The 17,001-nt window shown below is 65.0% G+C and carries 19 protein-coding genes; 8 read left to right on the forward strand and 11 right to left on the reverse strand.

Annotated features, from left to right (window positions below; all coding sequences use genetic code 11):
* Positions 1-13: 13 nt before the first annotated feature.
* The 5 genes from ABT375_RS06225 to gpmA form a co-directional block, all read right to left on the reverse strand.
* On the reverse strand, positions 14-955 hold the full coding sequence (locus ABT375_RS06225) for a bifunctional riboflavin kinase/FAD synthetase (RefSeq protein ID WP_416464486.1): 942 nt from the start codon (positions 953-955) through the stop codon (positions 14-16).
* 108 nt (positions 956-1,063) lie between these two features.
* Complete coding sequence (locus tag ABT375_RS06230; protein ID WP_416464487.1) at positions 1,064-1,552, reverse strand: dihydrofolate reductase; 489 nt, start codon at positions 1,550-1,552, stop codon at positions 1,064-1,066.
* Complete coding sequence (locus tag ABT375_RS06235; RefSeq protein WP_416464488.1) at positions 1,549-2,619, reverse strand: 5-(carboxyamino)imidazole ribonucleotide synthase; 1,071 nt, start codon at positions 2,617-2,619, stop codon at positions 1,549-1,551. The genes ABT375_RS06230 and ABT375_RS06235 overlap by 4 nt, the downstream gene beginning before the upstream one ends.
* A gap of 10 nt (positions 2,620-2,629) precedes the next feature.
* Positions 2,630-3,118 (reverse strand): 5-(carboxyamino)imidazole ribonucleotide mutase, encoded by a 489-nt coding sequence (gene purE / locus ABT375_RS06240; protein ID WP_224550736.1) that lies wholly within the window; start codon positions 3,116-3,118, stop codon positions 2,630-2,632.
* 127 nt (positions 3,119-3,245) lie between these two features.
* Entirely contained in the window at positions 3,246-3,932 is a 687-nt protein-coding gene (gene gpmA / locus ABT375_RS06245; RefSeq protein WP_224550737.1) for a 2,3-diphosphoglycerate-dependent phosphoglycerate mutase, read from the reverse strand.
* A 152-nt stretch (positions 3,933-4,084) separates the two neighbouring features.
* Between gpmA and sppA the strand changes: the two genes are divergently transcribed.
* Both sppA and ABT375_RS06255 read left to right on the forward strand, forming a co-directional pair.
* Positions 4,085-5,968, forward strand: a complete 1,884-nt coding sequence (sppA, locus tag ABT375_RS06250) for a signal peptide peptidase SppA (protein ID WP_416464489.1) — start codon at positions 4,085-4,087, stop codon at positions 5,966-5,968.
* Between the two features lie 82 nt (positions 5,969-6,050).
* Positions 6,051-6,479 carry a hypothetical protein gene (locus ABT375_RS06255; protein ID WP_416464490.1) on the forward strand — a complete coding sequence of 143 codons (429 nt, stop codon included), beginning with the start codon at positions 6,051-6,053 and terminating at the stop codon, positions 6,477-6,479.
* A 25-nt stretch (positions 6,480-6,504) separates the two neighbouring features.
* Here ABT375_RS06255 and ABT375_RS06260 read toward each other — a convergent pair whose 3' ends face one another.
* From ABT375_RS06260 to ABT375_RS06280, 5 genes are all read right to left on the reverse strand, one after another.
* Positions 6,505-7,149 (reverse strand): trimeric intracellular cation channel family protein, encoded by a 645-nt coding sequence (locus ABT375_RS06260; RefSeq protein WP_416464491.1) that lies wholly within the window; start codon positions 7,147-7,149, stop codon positions 6,505-6,507.
* Positions 7,150-7,307: 158 nt separating this feature from the next.
* On the reverse strand, positions 7,308-8,600 hold the full coding sequence (locus tag ABT375_RS06265; RefSeq protein WP_416464861.1) for a M20/M25/M40 family metallo-hydrolase: 1,293 nt from the start codon (positions 8,598-8,600) through the stop codon (positions 7,308-7,310).
* Between the two features lie 14 nt (positions 8,601-8,614).
* The gene (locus tag ABT375_RS06270; RefSeq protein ID WP_416464492.1) at positions 8,615-9,160 is read right to left on the reverse strand and encodes a glutathione peroxidase; all 546 of its coding nucleotides are present in this window, start codon (positions 9,158-9,160) and stop codon (positions 8,615-8,617) included.
* A gap of 37 nt (positions 9,161-9,197) precedes the next feature.
* Entirely contained in the window at positions 9,198-9,932 is a 735-nt protein-coding gene (locus tag ABT375_RS06275; protein WP_224550742.1) for a VIT1/CCC1 transporter family protein, read from the reverse strand.
* Positions 9,933-9,990: 58 nt separating this feature from the next.
* On the reverse strand, positions 9,991-11,772 hold the full coding sequence (locus ABT375_RS06280; RefSeq protein WP_416464493.1) for an ABC-F family ATP-binding cassette domain-containing protein: 1,782 nt from the start codon (positions 11,770-11,772) through the stop codon (positions 9,991-9,993).
* A gap of 138 nt (positions 11,773-11,910) precedes the next feature.
* Between ABT375_RS06280 and ABT375_RS06285 the strand changes: the two genes are divergently transcribed.
* From ABT375_RS06285 to ABT375_RS06305, 5 genes are all read left to right on the forward strand, one after another.
* Positions 11,911-12,642, forward strand: coding sequence for an SIMPL domain-containing protein (locus tag ABT375_RS06285; protein WP_416464494.1), 732 nt, complete (start codon positions 11,911-11,913; stop codon positions 12,640-12,642).
* A 153-nt stretch (positions 12,643-12,795) separates the two neighbouring features.
* A complete protein-coding gene (locus ABT375_RS06290) occupies positions 12,796-13,146 on the forward strand; it encodes a hypothetical protein (protein ID WP_224550745.1) in 351 nt (116 codons plus the stop codon).
* A gap of 47 nt (positions 13,147-13,193) precedes the next feature.
* Positions 13,194-13,859 carry a response regulator transcription factor gene (locus ABT375_RS06295; RefSeq protein WP_224550746.1) on the forward strand — a complete coding sequence of 222 codons (666 nt, stop codon included), beginning with the start codon at positions 13,194-13,196 and terminating at the stop codon, positions 13,857-13,859.
* 230 nt (positions 13,860-14,089) lie between these two features.
* Entirely contained in the window at positions 14,090-15,397 is a 1,308-nt protein-coding gene (locus tag ABT375_RS06300) for a sensor histidine kinase (protein WP_416464862.1), read from the forward strand.
* A gap of 150 nt (positions 15,398-15,547) precedes the next feature.
* Complete coding sequence (locus ABT375_RS06305; protein WP_416464495.1) at positions 15,548-15,904, forward strand: hypothetical protein; 357 nt, start codon at positions 15,548-15,550, stop codon at positions 15,902-15,904.
* A gap of 71 nt (positions 15,905-15,975) precedes the next feature.
* On the opposite strand, the gene ABT375_RS06310 is transcribed toward ABT375_RS06305, so the two are convergent.
* The gene (locus ABT375_RS06310) at positions 15,976-16,410 is read right to left on the reverse strand and encodes a hypothetical protein (protein WP_416464496.1); all 435 of its coding nucleotides are present in this window, start codon (positions 16,408-16,410) and stop codon (positions 15,976-15,978) included.
* Positions 16,411-16,612: 202 nt separating this feature from the next.
* Between ABT375_RS06310 and ABT375_RS06315 the strand changes: the two genes are divergently transcribed.
* A complete protein-coding gene (locus ABT375_RS06315; protein ID WP_224551285.1) occupies positions 16,613-16,966 on the forward strand; it encodes a YbaN family protein in 354 nt (117 codons plus the stop codon).
* The last annotated feature ends 35 nt before the right edge of the window (positions 16,967-17,001 follow it).

Below are 17,001 nucleotides of genomic sequence, written 5' to 3' on the forward strand. Positions count from 1 at the left end.
TAACTGCGCGGCATTAAGCGAGCCGGGGCGTTCCCGCAAGGATTTGCCGCGCGTCCACGCAGTCCTTCGCGATCCCCGCCATCAGCGCGTCCAGCCCGTCATATTTCAACTCGGGATGCAGATAGTGGATCAACTGCACCTCAATGATCTGGTCGTAGAGGCTTTCGGCGAAATCGAAGAAATGCGGCTCCAGCAATTCCTTGGGCGGATCGAAGCTGGGACGGATACCCAGGTTCGCCGCGCCATCCAGCACCCGCCCGTCAGCCAACAGCCCGCGCACCGCATAAATGCCATAGGCCGGCCGCAGATAATGGCCCATGTCGATATTGGCGGTCGGAAAACCGATGGTCCGGCCCAGCTTGTCGCCATGCTGCACCACCCCCTGAATGGTGAAGGGCCGCGTCAGCAGCCGCGTCGCGGTGGTGCAATCGCCGGCCTTGAGCGCATCGCGGATACGGCTGGAGGAAATGATCTCGCCGCCGCTATCGGTCACGGCCGGCACCGCTTCCGCCGCCATGCCCAGCGCCGCGCCCAGTTCGGCCAGCGTGGCGACGGTGCCGCCTTTCGCCTTGCCGAAGGTGAAATCCTGCCCCGTCACCACACCGGCCGCACCCATTTCCTGCACCAGGAAGGCCGCAAACTCATCCGCCCGCATCGCCGCCATGGCGGGGTTGAAGGCGAACACCAGCATCGCGTCGGCCCCCGCCGCGGCGAACAGTGCCTGCCGCTGGTCCAGCGTCGTCAGGCGGAACCACGGCGTTTCGGGCCGGAACAGCCGCACCGGATGCGGATCGAAGGTGGCGACGATCGCCGGTCGCCCTTCGGCGCGCGCACGCGCGATCGCCCGCGCGACCACCGCCTGATGGCCCGCGTGAAACCCGTCGAAATTGCCGAGCGCCATGATGCTCCCGCGCAGATGCGCAGGGATCGGGGCGCTGCTGCTAAGCCGCTCCATGCCGCGGCCTATAGGGGGGCGTGACGAACGTGGCAATCAGGATGCTTGCCCTGTCATCCGTTCGCCCCGAGCGACGTCGAAGGGCGCTGCGCAAACGGATCGCGACGATCAATGCGTCCGCACCAACGTCACGAAACTATAGGCCGGCCGCCCATCCAGCGCCTCATGGTCCGCCCGCGCCGTTTCGCGCCAGTCCGCCGGATCGGGATAGGCGATGCTCGCGTCACCCGCCGCCTCCAGATGCACCTCGGTCAGTTCGATCCGGTCGGCTTGGCCCAGGAACAACCGATAGATTTCCGCCCCGCCGATCACCATCACCACCGGCGCATCGGCCAGGGCGATCGCGCTTTCGACGTCATGGGCGGCTTCCGCCCCCTCCCCGCGCCAGTTGCGATCGCGCGTCAGCACGATATGACGACGACCGGGCAGCAGGCCGGGCAGGCTGTCGAACGTCTTGCGTCCCATCACCATCGGATGGCCGAGCGTCACCGCCTTGAAATGCCTGAGGTCGGCGGGCAGGCGCCAGGGCAGGTCGCCATCCTTGCCGATCACGCCATTGTCGGCGCGGGCGAGGACGAGGACGATTTCGGCGCTCACAGCGTCAACCGTGTCACATGCCCCATCTTCCGACCCGGCCGCGCCTCATGCTTGCCATAGAGGTGCAGGTGGTTCGCCGGGTCGGACAGGATGGCCTGCCAGTCGTCGACATCGTCGCCGATCAGGTTGCGCATCGCCACGCCCCGCGCGGCCAGCGCCGTGTCGCCCAGCGGCAGGCCGCAAATGGCGCGGACATGGTTCTCGAACTGGCTCGTCACCGCGCCCTCGATCGTCCAGTGGCCGCTATTATGCACGCGCGGCGCCATTTCGTTGAACACCGGCCCATCGGCGCTGGCGAAAAATTCGCAGGTCAGCACGCCGACATAGCCCAGCGCGTCGGCGATCTTCTGCGCCATGCCGCGCGCCTGCGCCATCTGCCCCGCGATCAACGCGCCCGCGGGCACGGTCGAGGTCGCCAATATGCCATCGACATGGACATTGGCCGCCGAATCCCAAAATCGCACCGCGCCGTCATGGCCGCGCACCAGGATCACCGAAAATTCCTGGTCGAAGGTCACGAACCCTTCCAATATCGCGCTCTGCCGTCCGATCGCGTTCCACGCGCCCACCGCATCCCCCGGCTCGGACAGGCGCGCCTGCCCCTTGCCATCATAGCCCATCCGGTTGGTCTTCAGGATCGCGCGGCTGCCGACCTGCTCGATCGCGCTTTCCAGATCGTCCAGGCTCTCGACCGGCGCAAAGGGCGCGGTCAGCCCGCCCAGGTCGCAAACGAAGCGCTTCTCCGCCAGCCGGTCCTGCGCCACACGCAGCGCCTGCGCGCCGGGGCGGACCAGCCCATGGGTGGACAGCACCTCGACCGCGGCGGGATCGATATTCTCGAACTCATAGGTGACGACATCGACGCTGTCGGCAAAATCGCCCAGTGCTTGCGGGTCCTCATAGGCGCCGCTCGTCCAGTTGGGCGACACGTCGGCGGCCGGGCCGCTGTCTTCGGGCGCGTAGATATGGGTGCGATAGCCCAGTTGCGCCGCTGCGGTGGCGATCATCCGGCCGAGCTGGCCGCCGCCGAGAATGCCGATGGTGGCGCCGGGCGCGATGGTCGTCATGATCCTGCCTTCAATCCTCGACGGTTTCGGCCACGGCCTCGGTCTGGCGCGCACGCCAGGCGTCCAGCCGGTCGGCCAGCACATCGTCGGTCGTTGCCAGGATAGATGCCGCGAGCAGTCCCGCATTGATTGCGCCGGGCTTGCCGATCGCCAGCGTGGCGACGGGGATGCCGCCGGGCATCTGGACGATGGACAGCAGCGAATCCATGCCCTTCAGCGCCTTGGATTCGACCGGCACGCCCAGCACCGGCAGGCGGGTCATCGACGCGGTCATGCCGGGCAGATGCGCCGCCCCGCCAGCCCCGGCGATGATGACCTTCAAGCCGCGGCCCACCGCGCCGGTGGCATAGTCATAGAGGCGCTGCGGGGTGCGGTGGGCCGACACCACCTTGCATTCGTGCGGCACGCCCAGCGCTTCGAGCGTTTCGGCGGCATGGCGCATCGTGTCCCAATCGGACCGCGACCCCATGATGATGCCGACCGTGACTGCCCCGCTCATATGCTGCTTCCCCTGGGACGAGCGACGCGACAGGTCGCCCGGAAAGCAAAGCCCCTTAGCGGTCGGGCCGCCAAGGGGCAATATAACTGTCAGTTAATTTCCGTTCGCGGTCAGGACGGCGGCACTCTTACCGCTCCGACAGATAATAACGCTCGATCGCGCGCAGATCGTCCGCCAGTTCATAGACGATCGGCTGGCCGGTCGGAATTTCCAGATGGGTGATCTCGTCGTCGGGAATGTTCGACAGATGCTTCACCAGCGCGCGCAGCGAATTGCCATGCGCCGAAATCAGCACGCGCTTGCCGGCCTTCAGGTCGGGCGCGATCGTCGCCTCCCAATAGGGCAGGACGCGCGCGATCGTGTCCTTCAGGCTCTCGGTCGACGGGATGGCGATACCGTCATAGCGGCGGTCGGCCGACAGGTCGAATGCGCTGCCCGCTTCCAGCACCGGCGGCGGAATGTCGAAGCTGCGACGCCAGATCTTAACCTGATCGTCGCCATGCTTGGCGGCCGTTTCCGCCTTGTTCAGGCCGGTCAGCCCGCCATAATGGCGCTCGTTCAGCCGCCAGTCCTTTTCGACCGGCAACCACAGCCGCCCCATTTCCTCCAGCGCCAGATTGAGCGTCTTGATCGCGCGGGTCTGGAAACTGGTGTAACACTGGTCGAAGTCCAGCCCCTTTTCCGCCATCAGGCGACCGGCGGCGCGCGCTTCTTCGGCGCCCTTCTCGGTCACGTCCACGTCCCACCAGCCGGTGAAGCGGTTTTCCAGGTTCCATGACGACTGGCCATGGCGGATGAGGACGAGAGTGGGCATTGGGCGCGTCTCCTGCACGATAACGGCGAATGATGGCTCCCCATAACGCGCTAAATCGCGCGCGCAAGCTTGTCGCCCGATCCACGCCCCCCACATTGCAGTCGGCGCGTCCATCGGATAGCCAGACAGGGTCAACGGAAGGAAGCAGCAACTTGGCATTTGTGAAGGGCGCCTGGCGCATATTGGTCGCGATCAAGGACGGCCTCGTCCTGCTCTTCCTGCTGCTCTTCTTCGGCGCGCTCTATGCCGCCCTCTCCTACTCGCCAAAGCCGGGCAAGACCGTGTCGTCGGGCGCACTGCTGCTCGATCTGGACGGCAGCATCGTGGAACAGCCGGCGCAAGTGGGCGCGATGGCGCTGTTGTCCGGCTCCGGGCCCGACAGCGAAGAATATCGGCTGTCCGACATCGTCGCCGCGCTCGACGCCGCGAAGACCGATGCCAAGGTCAAGGCCGTGGTCCTGAACCTCGACGGCTTCATGGGCGGCGGCCAGGTCGCGATGGCCCGCGTGGGCAAGGCGCTCGACGCCGTGCGCGCCGCGAAAAAGCCGGTCCTGGCCTATGCCACCCTCTATAGCGACGACGGCTATCAGATCGCCGCCCATGCCAGCGAAGTGTGGAGCGACCCGCTGGGCGGCGTCGCGATCATGGGCCGGGGCGGCTCGAACCTCTACTATAAGGGGTTGATCGACAAGCTGGGCGTCAATACCCACGTCTATCGCGTCGGCACCTATAAGAGCTTCGTCGAACCCTTCACCCGCACCGAACAGTCGCCCGAAGCCAAACAGGCCAACCAGGCGCTCGCCGGCGCCCTGTGGCAAAGCTGGCAGGACGACGTGACCAGGGCGCGGCCCCGCGCGAAGATCGCTGCCTACGCCGCCAACCCGCTCGCCGCGGCGCAGGCGGTCGGGGGCGACATGGGCAAGGCGGCGCTTGCCAACGGGCTGGTCGACAAGCTTGGCGACGAAGCCGCCTTCGGCGACCGTGTCGCCCAGATCGCCGGCGACGCCGCCAGCGACAAGGCCGGCAGCTTCGCCACCATCGACCTTGCATCCTATGTGAAGGCCCGCAAGCCCGCCAATGACGGCCAGATCGGCGTGCTGACGATCGCGGGCGACATTGTCGATGGCGAAGCCGGCCCCGGCACCGCGGCGGGCGACACCGTCTCCGACCTGCTGCTGACCGCGCTCGATGAAAAGGATTTGAAGGCGCTGGTCGTCCGCGTCGATTCCCCTGGCGGATCGGTCATGGCGTCGGAGAAAATCCGCGGCGCGATCCTGAAAGCCAAGTCCGCCGGACTGCCGGTGGTCGTCTCCATGGCCAATGTCGCGGCCAGCGGCGGTTACTGGGTATCGACTCCGGCCGATGTCATCTTCGCCGAGCCGGACACGATCACCGGCTCCATCGGCGTGTTCGGCATCATCCCCAGCTTCGAAGGCACGCTGGCGAAGATGGGCATCACCACCGACGGCGTGCGCACCACGCCGCTCTCCGGCCAGCCCGACGTCACCGGCGGCACCACGCCGCAATTCGATCAGATCATGCAGTTGGGCGTCGAGGACATTTATCGCCGCTTCGTCGGCCTCGTCGCGCTATCGCGCCGCAAAAGCCCGCAGGCGATCGACGCCATCGCGCAGGGCCGCGTCTGGGACGGCGGCACCGCGCGCCAGATCGGCCTGGTGGATCGCTTCGGCGGCCTCGAAGACGCCATCGCCGAAGCCGCGCGCCGCGCGAAGGTCGATCCCGCCAAGGCGAAACCCTATTATATCGAGAAGCAGCCCGACAGCTTCGCCGCCTTCGTCCAGTCGATCGCCGACCGTGAAAAGGGTGACGCCAGCGCGCCCCGCGACATGCTTGCGCGACAGGCCTGGCTGCAACGCGGCTGGGCGATGCAGGCGGTATCGGACGTCAAGGCGCTGGTGATCGGCGCAGGCGTGCGCGCCGACTGTCTGGAATGCCGTGGCTATGGTGCGCCCAGGCAGCGCAATGCCGCGGAAGACCGTGGCGTCCTGGCGATGCTCGCGGGCCTGTGGCGCTAAGCTGAAAACAGATGCGCTTCTGCCGCCTGCGAGTGCCAAATTGACTATGCGATTTTACTTTGCATCCTCCCTGGCCGTCTGCTTGACAGCGTGCAGCGCAACCGAAGCACCACCAATCGAACAGCTGGAAATCTGGGCACCCGGCCTGGAAGTCGCCATCGATGGCCAGGGCAATGGGCGGTTCAAACAATATTCCAAAGGCACCGAGGGCCGCTTCACGCTCTCAGCGGCACAATTTGCAGAACTTCGAAAAAGGACCGAGCCCTTCCGCCTCTCCCGCGACGCCATTTCAAGCGAAAGAATATCTGCGTTCATTGCCGCAGGCCAGCGTTGCGATGGTGATTATGTCACCGATAACGGCGGCATTTCCTTCCATTGGTCAGGACGGTCCATGAACCAGTTCTACGCTGTAGACTATGGCTGCGAACGCGTGAGATATGCGACCAGAAATGGAGAGTTGCGCGCTATTCTAGCCTCTCTGCCCGTCCCTAAGTCAGACGCCCTGCCTTGATGGAGAGAAATCTACCCGAACCGCCCTACGCCTCATCCCCCCGATATACCGGCAGCCCCAGCCCACGCCAGATCGCCATGGCCCGCAGCCCGAACCCCAGCAGCGCCGCCACCACCCCCGCGACCGGCACGTCCAGACCGACCCAGCGCAGCGCCACGAACAGACCCGACGCGAACGCCGCCGCCGTCACATACAATTCCGGCCGCAACAGGATGGACGGCTCCCCCGCCAGCAGATCGCGCATGATGCCGCCGACGCAGCCCGTCACCACTCCCATCATCCCGGCGACGATGGGCGGCACGCCGAAGCTCATCGCCTTGGCCGCACCGAACACGGCAAAGGCCGCCAGCCCGATCGCATCGAGCCAGTCCAGCGCCCGCTCGCTCCAGAATTTGCGCGGGGTGAACCACACCAGCAACGCCGCGCCCATGCAGGCGATCGCCGGCACCGCATCGACCACCCAGAAGACCGGCGCGCCGATCAGCAGGTCGCGCACCGTGCCGCCACCCACCCCCGTCACCAGTGCGAAGAAGGCGAAGGTCACCAACGTCTGCCTGAGCCGCGCCGCCGCCAGCGCGCCGGACGCGGCAAAGACGAAAGTGCCGACGATACTCAATGTTTCGAGCACCGGGCCAATGGAGGTAGCGAGCGAAGGGGTGGGTGGGAGCATGAATCTATCTAACCATAACCGTTCGCGCTGAGTAGGGACTGAGCGACGTCGAAGACCCGTATCGACTTCGCGCAATGCCTGCCCTGAGCGCCTGCGTTGGCCGGCCGTCGAAACGGCTACTCAGAAAGAAGGGCGGAGGATTGCGCCAACTCGCTCCCCTATTTCCGCCCCTTCTCCCCGGCGAGCCGGCTCATCAATATCGCCGCGCGCTTCGCCTGCCGCTTCATCGTCGACAGGTCGGCCTTTTCCGCCGGACTATGGTCGCCGCTCGACGCCAGGCCCAGTCCCACCAGCCCGTCCGTATCGGCCGCGACGAAGCTGATGTCTCCCGCCCCGCGCTTCAACGGATCGAGCGCCGCCATTTCCGGCAGGCCAAGGTCGCGATTGATGCCGTTCAGCTTGCCCAGCAACGCCCTGTTGCCCGCGGTCGGCGCCATCGACGGATAGCTTAGGTCGAAGGCGATGCTGGCCGATGTGCCGGTCAGATGCCCCGCATCGACGATCGCCTGCATCTTCGCCTGCACCCGTTTCGTCTGTTCTTCGCTCAGCGTACGGAAGTCACCCTTCGCCACCGCGACCGGCGGGATGATGTTGGTCTTGCCGGTCACGGCGATGCGCACGCCGTCCTTGTCGACCTCCGCGCTCTGCCCGCCGCCGACCAGCCCGACATTGAAGGTCAGGTTGGGTTCGGGCAGTTCCTTGCGAAACGCGACGATGATCCGCGCCAGTTCGTAAATCGCCCCGTCGCCCGCGCTGGGCGAGAAGATGCCCGAACTATGGCCCGACTTGCCTGTCGCGGTCAGCGTCCAGCTATTGGAGGACCGGCGGGCGATCGAGCCCATATCCTTGCCATCCTGCTGGCTCAGCCCCTCGAAATCGAGCGCGACATCGGCGCGCTTGCCCGCCGCGATCAGGTCCGCCCGCGCGATGGACACGGGATCGCCCGCATCCTCCTCGTCGCCGGTCAGCACCACCTCTATATTGGCGTTTTTCAACGTGCCGGCCGCCTGCATCGCCTTGAGCGCCAGCAGCATCGTCACGACCCCGCCCTTGTCGTCGGCAACGCCCGGCCCCGCCGCCCAATCGCCGTCCCGCTTGAAGGTCTGGAAGGACGAATCCGGCTCGAACACGGTATCCAGATGCCCGATCAGCAGCATCTTCGTGCCGCCTGCCTTGCCCTTGTGCACCGCGATCAGGTGCCCCGCCCGCTTGGCCGCATCCATCGGCTTCCACGTCACGGTAAAGCCCAGCGCCTCATATTCGGGGCGCAGCATGTCGGCCACGGCCTTCACGCCGGGGAAATTCATCGACCCGCTATTCTGGTTGACCAGCTTTTCCAGCAGGCCGATGGCCGGCTCATAGCCCGAATCGACCGTGACGCCGATCGTCCGCTCCGCCGGGCTGAGCGCCGCATGGGCGACGGGCGCGCCGCCCAATAACAGCGCGCCCATGACCAGGCCCCGGATCACTTGGCCAGTTCCGCCTCGATCGCGGCTACCAGCGCCGGGTCGTTGGGCACCGTCGTGGGGTCGAAACGCGCCGCGACGCTGCCATCCTTGGCGATCAGGAACTTCTCGAAATTCCACAGCACTTCCGGCACCGGATTGGGGGTCATGCCATAGCCTTTCAGCTTTTCGCGGAAGGCGTCGCCTTCGCCCTGCGCTTCGGGCTGCGCGCTGGTCAGCGCGGCGTAGAGCGGATGTTTGTCCGGTCCGGTGACGACGATCTTCTCGAACATCGGGAAATCGACGCCGAAATTGGTGGTGCAGAAGGTCGCGATCTCGTCATTGCTGCCCGGTTCCTGCGCGCCGAAATCATTGGCGGGAAAGCCTGCGACGACCAGTCCCTTGTCCTTGTAATCGGCGTAAAGCTTCTCCAGCCCCTCATATTGCGGGGTCAGGCCGCATTTGGACGCGACATTGACCGCCAGCACCACCTTCCCCGCATAATCGGCCAGGCTCGTATCGGCGCCCTTGATGGTCTTGAGCGCAATCTGCTGAATGTCGGTCATATATCGTCTCCTTGTATAAATTGCCGCTAACCTGCCACTATATCGCCGCGCCGAACAGATGCCCCGCGCCCGCCGTCACCGCCATCGCCAGCGCGCCCCAGAAGAGCGTGCGTCCCATCGAGCGGCCCACCTGCGCGCCGCCGAGCCGCGCGCCGACATAGCCCAGCAGTGCAAGACACAGCATGCACAGGCTGACGATCGCGATGATTGCGCTTCCTGTCGGCACCATCGCCGCTACGATTACCGGTGGCGCCGCCCCTGCGGCAAAGCTCATCGCTGATGCCAGCGCCGCCTGAACCGGCCGGGCGGTCGCCAGATCGGAAATACCCAGTTCGTCGCGCGCATGGGCGCCCAGCGCATCGGCCGCCATCAACTGCTGCGCCACCTGCCCCGCCAGATCAGGCGTCAGGCCGCGATCGACGTAGATATCGCGCAACTCCACCCATTCTGCGTGCGGCTGGGTGGCCAGAGCTTTCTTTTCCTTGGCCAGATCGGCGCGCTCGGTATCAGATTGCGCGCTGACGGACACATATTCGCCTGCCGCCATCGACATCGCGCCTGCCACCAGCGCCGCGATCCCCGTCAGCAATATCGCCTGCCCGTCCGCTCCCGACGCGGCGATGCCGGTCATCAGGCTGGCGGTGGACACGATCCCGTCATTGGCTCCCAGCACCGTCGCGCGCAGCCAGCCGACGCGATTCACATAATGAACGGCATGGTGCGGCTGGTCGTTTCTGGTGTCGGTCTGCGCATCCATCGATCGGCCCTTCATGCTGCCCCTATGCCGGCATTCATGCCCTCTGAGCCTGTCGAAAGGAAGGCGGGAAACCCTATCCCGCCAGCCCTTCCGCCTTTTCCGCCAGTTCCAGCCAGCGCATCTCGGCCGCATCCTTTTCTGCCCGCGCCGTCTCGATCGCGGCCGTCAATGTGTCGAATCGCTTGCGATCCCGTGCGTAGAGCGCCGGATCGGCCAGCGCCTCCTCATGCCCGGCGATCGCTGCTTCCAACTGTTCGATCGTCTTGGGCAGCAATTCCAGGTCGCGCTGGTCCTTGTAAGTCAACTTGGCCGATACCGGCTTGGGCGGCGGCGGCGCGGCCACCGCCTTCTTCTCGACCCTGGCCGCCTTGCGCGGATCGCGCTTGGCGATCCAGTCGGCATAGCCGCCGACGATCACATCCACGACCCCGGTGCCGTCCAGCCCCAAAGTCACCGTCACCGTGCGATCGAGGAAATCCCGGTCATGGCTCACGATCAGGACCGTACCGTCATAATCGGCGATCACTTCCTGCAACAGGTCGAGCGTTTCGAGATCCAGGTCGTTGGTCGGCTCGTCCAGCACGAGCAGGTTCGATTCGCGGGCAAATTCCCGCGCGAACAGCAGGCGCGACCGCTCGCCGCCCGATAATGTCGCGACCTTCGCCTCCGCCAGCGAGGGATCGAACAGAAAGTCCTTCAGATAGCCATGGATATGCTTGCGCACTCCCCGCACGTCGATCCAGTCGCCGCCTTCGGCCAGCACGTCGCGCACCGTCTTGTCGCCCTGCATCAGGCTGCGCTGCTGGTCGATGAAGATCATGTCCAGCGTCTTGGCCAGCGTCACGCTGCCGCTGTCGGGTGCCAGTTCGCCGGTCAGCAGCTTCAGCAGCGTCGACTTGCCCGCGCCATTGCCGCCGACGATGCCGATCCGGTCGCCCCGCTGCACCCGGATCGACAGATCGTCGATGATCGTGCGTTCCCCGAACCGCTTGGTGACATGCTCGACCTTGATGACGCTCTTGGTCTTGCTGTCGTCGCTCGCCACCGCGATCTTGGCGGTCCCCTGCGGCCCGTTCATCGCTGCCCGCGTCGCCCGCATTTCCCATAGCTTGGCCAGCCGCCCCTGGTTGCGCTTGCGCCGCGCCGTGACGCCGCGTTCCAGCCAGTGCGCCTCGATCTTCAGCTTCGCGTCCAGCTTTTCCGCCGCCCGCGCCTCTTCGGCATAGACCGCTTCCATCCACTGTTCGAACCCGCCAAAGCCGATCTCGTTGCGGCGCATCTGGCCCCGGTCCAGCCACAAGGTCTGGCGCGTCAGCCGTGTCAGGAAGGCGCGGTCATGGCTGATGACGATGAACGCGCCATTATAGCGCGCCATCCAGTTCTCGATCCAGTCGATCGCGGCGATGTCCAGATGGTTGGTCGGTTCGTCCAGCAGCAGCAGGTCCGGCTCGCTCGCCAGCGCGCGAGCGATGGCGGCGCGGCGGCGCTCGCCCCCGCTCGCGGTCTTCGCTTCCCGGCTGAGGTCGATGCCCAACTGGTCGGCGATCGCCTCCACCTCATGCGCGGGCGGCGCAAATTCGCCTGACAGCGCGAAATCATGCAACGTCGCAAAGGGCGTGACGTCGGGATCCTGCTCCAGCGTGATGACCCGTGCGCCCGGCTGCACCGACCGCACGCCTTCGTCCGCCTCGATCTGCCCGCCCAGCAATTTGAGCAAAGTCGTCTTGCCCACGCCGTTGCGGCCGATCAGCGCCAGCCGGTCCTTCGCACCCACAGCGATATTGAGGCCGCGAAACAGCCAATGCGAGCCTTGCGAAAGGCCAAGATTTTCGAACGAGAGAATAGGAGCTGCCATGCCGGTGCAGCTAAGGCCTACGACGCGCGGGGGCAAGTGCGGAACCGGAAAGCTGTCGGACGGCTTTCAACGTGCGACAGCGTCCATTCATCGCACCCCGGCCAAATAGGGGAGCATAATCGCAGAGGAGAATAGTCCATGAAATCCGCTCTCGCCCTGATGGCGCTCGGCGTCGCCGCCCTTCCGATCGCGGCCGTTGCCCAGACCAGCGTCACCATCGCCGAGACGGCGCCGGTCGTGACGTTGAACGTCACCGAAAGCGTCGAGGCCGCGCCCGATGTCGCGACCGTCGGCACCGGCGTCCAGACCCGCGCCCAGACCGCGCAAGCCGCCATGCAGGATAATGCCGCCAAGACCGAAAAGCTGATCGCCGCGCTGGCCAAGGCCGGCATCGCCAAGAAGGACATCCAGACCAGCGGCATCAATCTGTCTGCCCAATATGACTATAGTAACCGCGAAGGCCAGCCCGAAGGCCCACGCTTCATCGGCTATGAGGCGTCGAACCAGCTGACGGTGAAGCTGCGCGACATCAAGAAGGTCGGCGCCTCGCTCGACGCCTTCGTCGCAGCCGGCGCCACCAACATCAACGGCCCCAGCTTCTCGATCGAAGACCCTTCGCCGCTGATCCAGCAGGCTCGCGGCACCGCGCTCAAGAGCGCCAAGGCGCAGGCCGATTTCTATGCGCAGGCGGCCGGCTTCCGCACCGCGCGCCTCGTCTCGATCAGCGAAAGCAACAGCGGCGGCCAACCGCCGATGCCGATGATGCAGAGCGCCCGGTTCAAGGCGGACGCGGCCCCGACCACCCCGGTCGAACCGGGCCAGGTCAGCGCCTCTGTCACGCTCACGGTCCAGTACGCGCTGGACAAGTAATTAACGGCACTGCCCCTTAAACGTCATTCCCGCGAAGGCGGGAATCCATCCCCTGACTTCGTACAGAAGGCCATTGCTGGAGATGGATCCCCGCCTTCGCGGGGATGACGAAAAGGAAGGAGCCGTTATTTCCCGCCATTCACCACCTGTTCAATGCCTGTCGCCTATGCCATGCCCATGAATATGAAGTGGAACAGCCTGCCCCGCTCTCTGACCGCTGTGGTCGCCGCCGCGCTTGCTCTCGGCGTCGCCATTCCGGCCGCCGATGCGGGCAATCGCCGCGACGAACAGGATGCAGCACGCCGGGCCATGCTTGACGGGCAGGTCATGCCCTTCGCCATGATCAAGCGCCGGGTCGACGCCACCATGGGCGGCGCCTCCTATGTCGGCAGCGAATTCAATCCCGCCTCCAACCGTTACCGCCTGAAATATGTGAAGGACGGTAAGGTCATGTGGGTTGATGCGGATGGCCGAACGGGCGATATCATCGGCATGGCGCGCTGACCGCCGCGCCGCGTCAACGTCACTCAATAACAGAAACGGACTAAGCCATGCGTCTGCTGATCGTCGAGGATGAACCGAATCTGGGCCAGCAGCTCAGGAATACGCTGGAAGGCGCGGGCTATGCCGTCGACCTCGCCACCGATGGCGAGGATGGCCATTTTCTGGGCGCGACCGAAAGCTATGACGCGGTCGTGCTCGACCTCGGCCTCCCGACCATCGACGGCCTCACCGTGCTGGACCGCTGGCGCAAGGAAGGCCGCGCCTTCCCGGTGCTGGTGCTGACCGCGCGGGATAGCTGGTCGGACAAGGTCGCAGGGCTGGACGCGGGCGCGGACGATTATCTCGCCAAGCCCTTCCAGAGCGAGGAACTGATCGCCCGGCTGCGCGCGCTCATCCGCCGCGCATCGGGCAATGCGTCGAGCGAACTGACCGCCGGCGACGTCCGCCTCGACACCCGATCGGGCAAGGTGACGCTGGGCGGAGACCCGGTGAAGCTCACCGCGCAGGAATATAAATTGCTCAGCTACCTGCTCCACCACAAGGGCAAGGTGGTCAGCCGCACCGAATTGATCGAGCATATCTACGACCAGGATTTCGACCGCGACTCCAACACGATCGAAGTCTTCGTGACGCGCATCCGCAAGAAATTGGGCGCCGACGTCATCACCACCATCCGTGGCCTCGGCTACAGCCTGGACGAGCCGGGTCGCTGATCGAATTGATAGTGCCACCCATTCGCCCTGAGCGAAGTCGAAGGGTCACGCCGAACGCAGTGAGGCGCCTTCGCTCCGTTCTGGCATGGGCATGGGCATGGGCATGGGCATGGGTATGGGTATGGGCTTCGACTTCGCTCAGCCCGAACGGATATGGGTGAGCTAAAATCCTCATGACCGATCCCGCATCCCCTCCCCCCGTCCGCTCCACCGGCTCCATCAGCCGGCGGATGATCGGCATCGCTGCGCTGTGGATCAGCGTGCTGCTGATCGGCGGGGGCGTCGCACTGGACCGGGTGCTCAGCGACGCGATCACGCGCAATTTCGATGACGGCATGAATTATGTCCTGACCGCGATGATCGCCGCGTCGGAAATCGGCCCGGACGGCGAAGTGCTGTTCAACCGCGAACTGGCCGACCAGCGCTTCCTCGAACCCAATAGCGGCCTCTATTACCAGATCAGCGCCAAGGGGCATGAGGACTGGCGCTCGCGCTCGCTCTGGGACCGCGCGCTCAAAGTGCCGGCGGAACATCATGACCGCCACCTCCACACCTATGACAGCAAGCAATTTCCCGGCGAGGATCTGCGCGTCATGGAACGCACCGTGGTCCTGCCCGGCTCCGATACGCGCTGGCTCTTCATGGTCGGCCAGGCGCGCGAAGGGCTGGACGCGCAGATCAGGACGCTGCGCACGACCCTGTTCAACAGCTTCGCGCTGCTGGCGCTCGGCCTGTTCATGCTGGCGACGCTCCAGACCCTCTACGGCCTGCGTCCGCTGCGCAAGGTGCGGCTGGAGATCATCCGGATGCGCGACGGCCACAAGAGCCGCGTCACCGAACCCATGCCCGCCGAAGTCCTGCCCATGGTCGAGGAGTTGAACGCCCTGCTCGCCCATAATGAGCGGCAGGCGGAGGAAGCGCGCACCCATGCGGGCAATCTGGCTCATGCGCTCAAGACGCCGCTGACCGTCATCATGAACGCCGCGACGGCCAAGGCGCCGGACCTGGGCGACGCGGTGATCCGCGAGGCGACGACGATGCGGCGGCAGGTCGACCATCATCTTGCCCGCGCCCGCGCCGTCGGCCGGCGCGGCGCGGCGCAGAGCCGCGCGGACGTCTGGCCCAGCCTCACCGCCGTCGAGCGCGCGGTGCAGCGCCTCTATCCCGACGCCCGCGTCGACATGGACGGCGACAAGGACGCGGCCGTCCGGGTGGAGCGCCAGGATCTCGACGAAATGCTCGGCAACCTCATCGAAAACGCCGCCAAATATGGCGGCGGCAGCGTCTTCGCCACCGTGGTCGCGCGCGCCGGCGGCATGGTGGAGATATTGGTCGAGGATGACGGCATGGGCATCCCCGAAACCGAACGCGTCCGCATCTTCGACCGCGGCGTCCGCCTCGATTCCGGCAAGCCCGGCACCGGCCTCGGCCTCGCCATCGTCCGCGACGTCGCGGAAATATACGGCGGCACCGTCGCGCTGGAGGAAAGCGAGGATCTGGGCGGACTGCTGGTGCGGCTGCGGCTGCCAGCGGCGTGATTGAGCATGCGTAACGACGTCTAAAGGCGAGCTTTTATAGCTCCTCCGTTACATGAAGGGGATTGTCTTGGAGCGACCAGAAATGGACACTCTGGGTTGGATTGCACGTTCTTGATAGCGGACAAGCTTGCGTCACCATAAGATGCAGCGATGCGGATCATCCTCATAAGCTCGCTCATGTTGGCGCTTTCCGCGTGTGATGGACCTAGAGCGAACATCCCGTTCGATCACGGCACTGGCCCTCGCGACGGCTACGTTGTGCAGGTTAGCCGTGCCGGGAACATCGCGTGGAACGGCCAAAAGCTCGATGATGCTGAATTTGACCGCTACGTCCGGCAGTATGCCGCGATGCCTAACGGCGCTGGTCGCTTGTGGGTTGAATTTGAACCCCAAGCGCCGTCAGGCCGGATCGCGTTTGTTTGGGAACATGTGATCGAGAGCGGGCTCTGTAAGCAGCAGAGATGCGTTGAAAGTTTATGGGGTGCGCCACGCCCGGCGGTCAACTGAAGTGGCCCTGCGGAAAGCGACCATTTTTTGTCGTTTTCGTCTCTTTCCGCGCTCCCGGATCGGACGCAGGATCAGGTCTCGTCTACGATCTCTTGGCTTTCGCTATAAAGCTTTAATGTCGCGACCCGCCTTTCTTCGTGCGTCACATGCACGATCACCGTGTCGAAAAGTTCGATGTCAGGGTGCGACGCACAATTCCCCCCGAACCACAAAGCCTCTGATAGCGGTTCTTTGTCATGCCATGTTGTCATCACAAACTTGTCATCCGGGATGTCCCCGAAATCAAAGGCTTCCAAGTTGCTCGAATCTACTGTGTCGTGCCAAGCTTCGCAGTCGATACCCCAAGCAATAAAGTAGAGGCATCCGCTCTCCAAGAGCCAAGAGGCCACTTCATTCCGCCACACTTCGCTCACAGACCGTTCGGAAATCAAAACTGCTCGGTAAGGCCGAGCCTCCATGGCGGGCAGGGGATGGTCGGGCGACAGATGCAGATAATTCAGCGTCATCGCGCAAACCTAATATCGTCTCGACCAAGTGCAAGCGGAACGGCAGATAACGGCCCAGCGCGACCAAAAGCCGACAGTCGTCTTCCCACCCATACCCGCCCTCCCCTGATTCTCACCCCACATCCACTTGCCATCTTACCCCGCAGCTGCGAAGCAATAGCAGCGAAGACCGACTATCCCGCTTCGCCCCGACAGGAGCATCATGCGGAGGCATCTCTATCTTATCGCAGGCTTCCTCTCGATCGGCCTCGGCACGATCGGCGCCTTCCTGCCACTGCTCCCCACCGTCCCTTTCATGATCCTCGCCGCCTTCTGCTTCGCCCGCTCCAGCCCGCGCCTCGAAGCGAAGCTGCTCGACCACAAGCATTTCGGCCCGCATATCCGGCGGTGGCGGGAACGCGGCGCGATCAGTCGCAAGGGCAAGAAGGCCGCGCTCGCCGCCTTTGCCTTCAGCGTCGCCCTCGCGCTGATCTTCTCCCCCTTCCCCTGGTGTCTCGTCCCCGTCGCCGCCGCATTGATCGGGGGCACCTGGATCTGGACCCGACCGGAGGGCTGATACTGCCGCCCCGGCATGGACATTCATGCCTTTGA

The organism is Sphingomonas sp. VDB2, from assembly GCF_047946695.1.
Classification (GTDB): Bacteria; Pseudomonadota; Alphaproteobacteria; order Sphingomonadales; family Sphingomonadaceae; genus Sphingobium; species Sphingobium bisphenolicum.

Excerpts from the sequence above, each read along its gene's own strand:
- ABT375_RS06310 (WP_416464496.1), bottom strand. The coding sequence starts at position 16,410 with ATGACGCTGAATTATCTGCATCTGTCGCCCGACCATCCCCTGCCCGCC.
- purE (WP_224550736.1), bottom strand. The coding sequence starts at position 3,118 with ATGAGCGGGGCAGTCACGGTCGGCATCATCATGGGGTCGCGGTCCGAT.
- ABT375_RS06265 (WP_416464861.1), bottom strand. The coding sequence starts at position 8,600 with ATGGGCGCGCTGTTATTGGGCGGCGCGCCCGTCGCCCATGCGGCGCTC.
- ABT375_RS06295 (WP_224550746.1), top strand. The coding sequence starts at position 13,194 with ATGCGTCTGCTGATCGTCGAGGATGAACCGAATCTGGGCCAGCAGCTC.
- ABT375_RS06270 (WP_416464492.1), bottom strand. The coding sequence starts at position 9,160 with ATGACCGACATTCAGCAGATTGCGCTCAAGACCATCAAGGGCGCCGAT.
- ABT375_RS06285 (WP_416464494.1), top strand. The coding sequence starts at position 11,911 with ATGAAATCCGCTCTCGCCCTGATGGCGCTCGGCGTCGCCGCCCTTCCG.
- gpmA (WP_224550737.1), bottom strand. The coding sequence starts at position 3,932 with ATGCCCACTCTCGTCCTCATCCGCCATGGCCAGTCGTCATGGAACCTG.
- ABT375_RS06290 (WP_224550745.1), top strand. The coding sequence starts at position 12,796 with ATGCCTGTCGCCTATGCCATGCCCATGAATATGAAGTGGAACAGCCTG.
- ABT375_RS06315 (WP_224551285.1), top strand. The coding sequence starts at position 16,613 with ATGCGGAGGCATCTCTATCTTATCGCAGGCTTCCTCTCGATCGGCCTC.
- ABT375_RS06260 (WP_416464491.1), bottom strand. The coding sequence starts at position 7,149 with ATGCTCCCACCCACCCCTTCGCTCGCTACCTCCATTGGCCCGGTGCTC.
- ABT375_RS06225 (WP_416464486.1), bottom strand. The coding sequence starts at position 955 with ATGGAGCGGCTTAGCAGCAGCGCCCCGATCCCTGCGCATCTGCGCGGG.
- ABT375_RS06300 (WP_416464862.1), top strand. The coding sequence starts at position 14,090 with ATGATCGGCATCGCTGCGCTGTGGATCAGCGTGCTGCTGATCGGCGGG.
- ABT375_RS06280 (WP_416464493.1), bottom strand. The coding sequence starts at position 11,772 with ATGGCAGCTCCTATTCTCTCGTTCGAAAATCTTGGCCTTTCGCAAGGC.
- ABT375_RS06235 (WP_416464488.1), bottom strand. The coding sequence starts at position 2,619 with ATGACGACCATCGCGCCCGGCGCCACCATCGGCATTCTCGGCGGCGGC.
- ABT375_RS06305 (WP_416464495.1), top strand. The coding sequence starts at position 15,548 with ATGCGGATCATCCTCATAAGCTCGCTCATGTTGGCGCTTTCCGCGTGT.
- ABT375_RS06275 (WP_224550742.1), bottom strand. The coding sequence starts at position 9,932 with ATGAAGGGCCGATCGATGGATGCGCAGACCGACACCAGAAACGACCAG.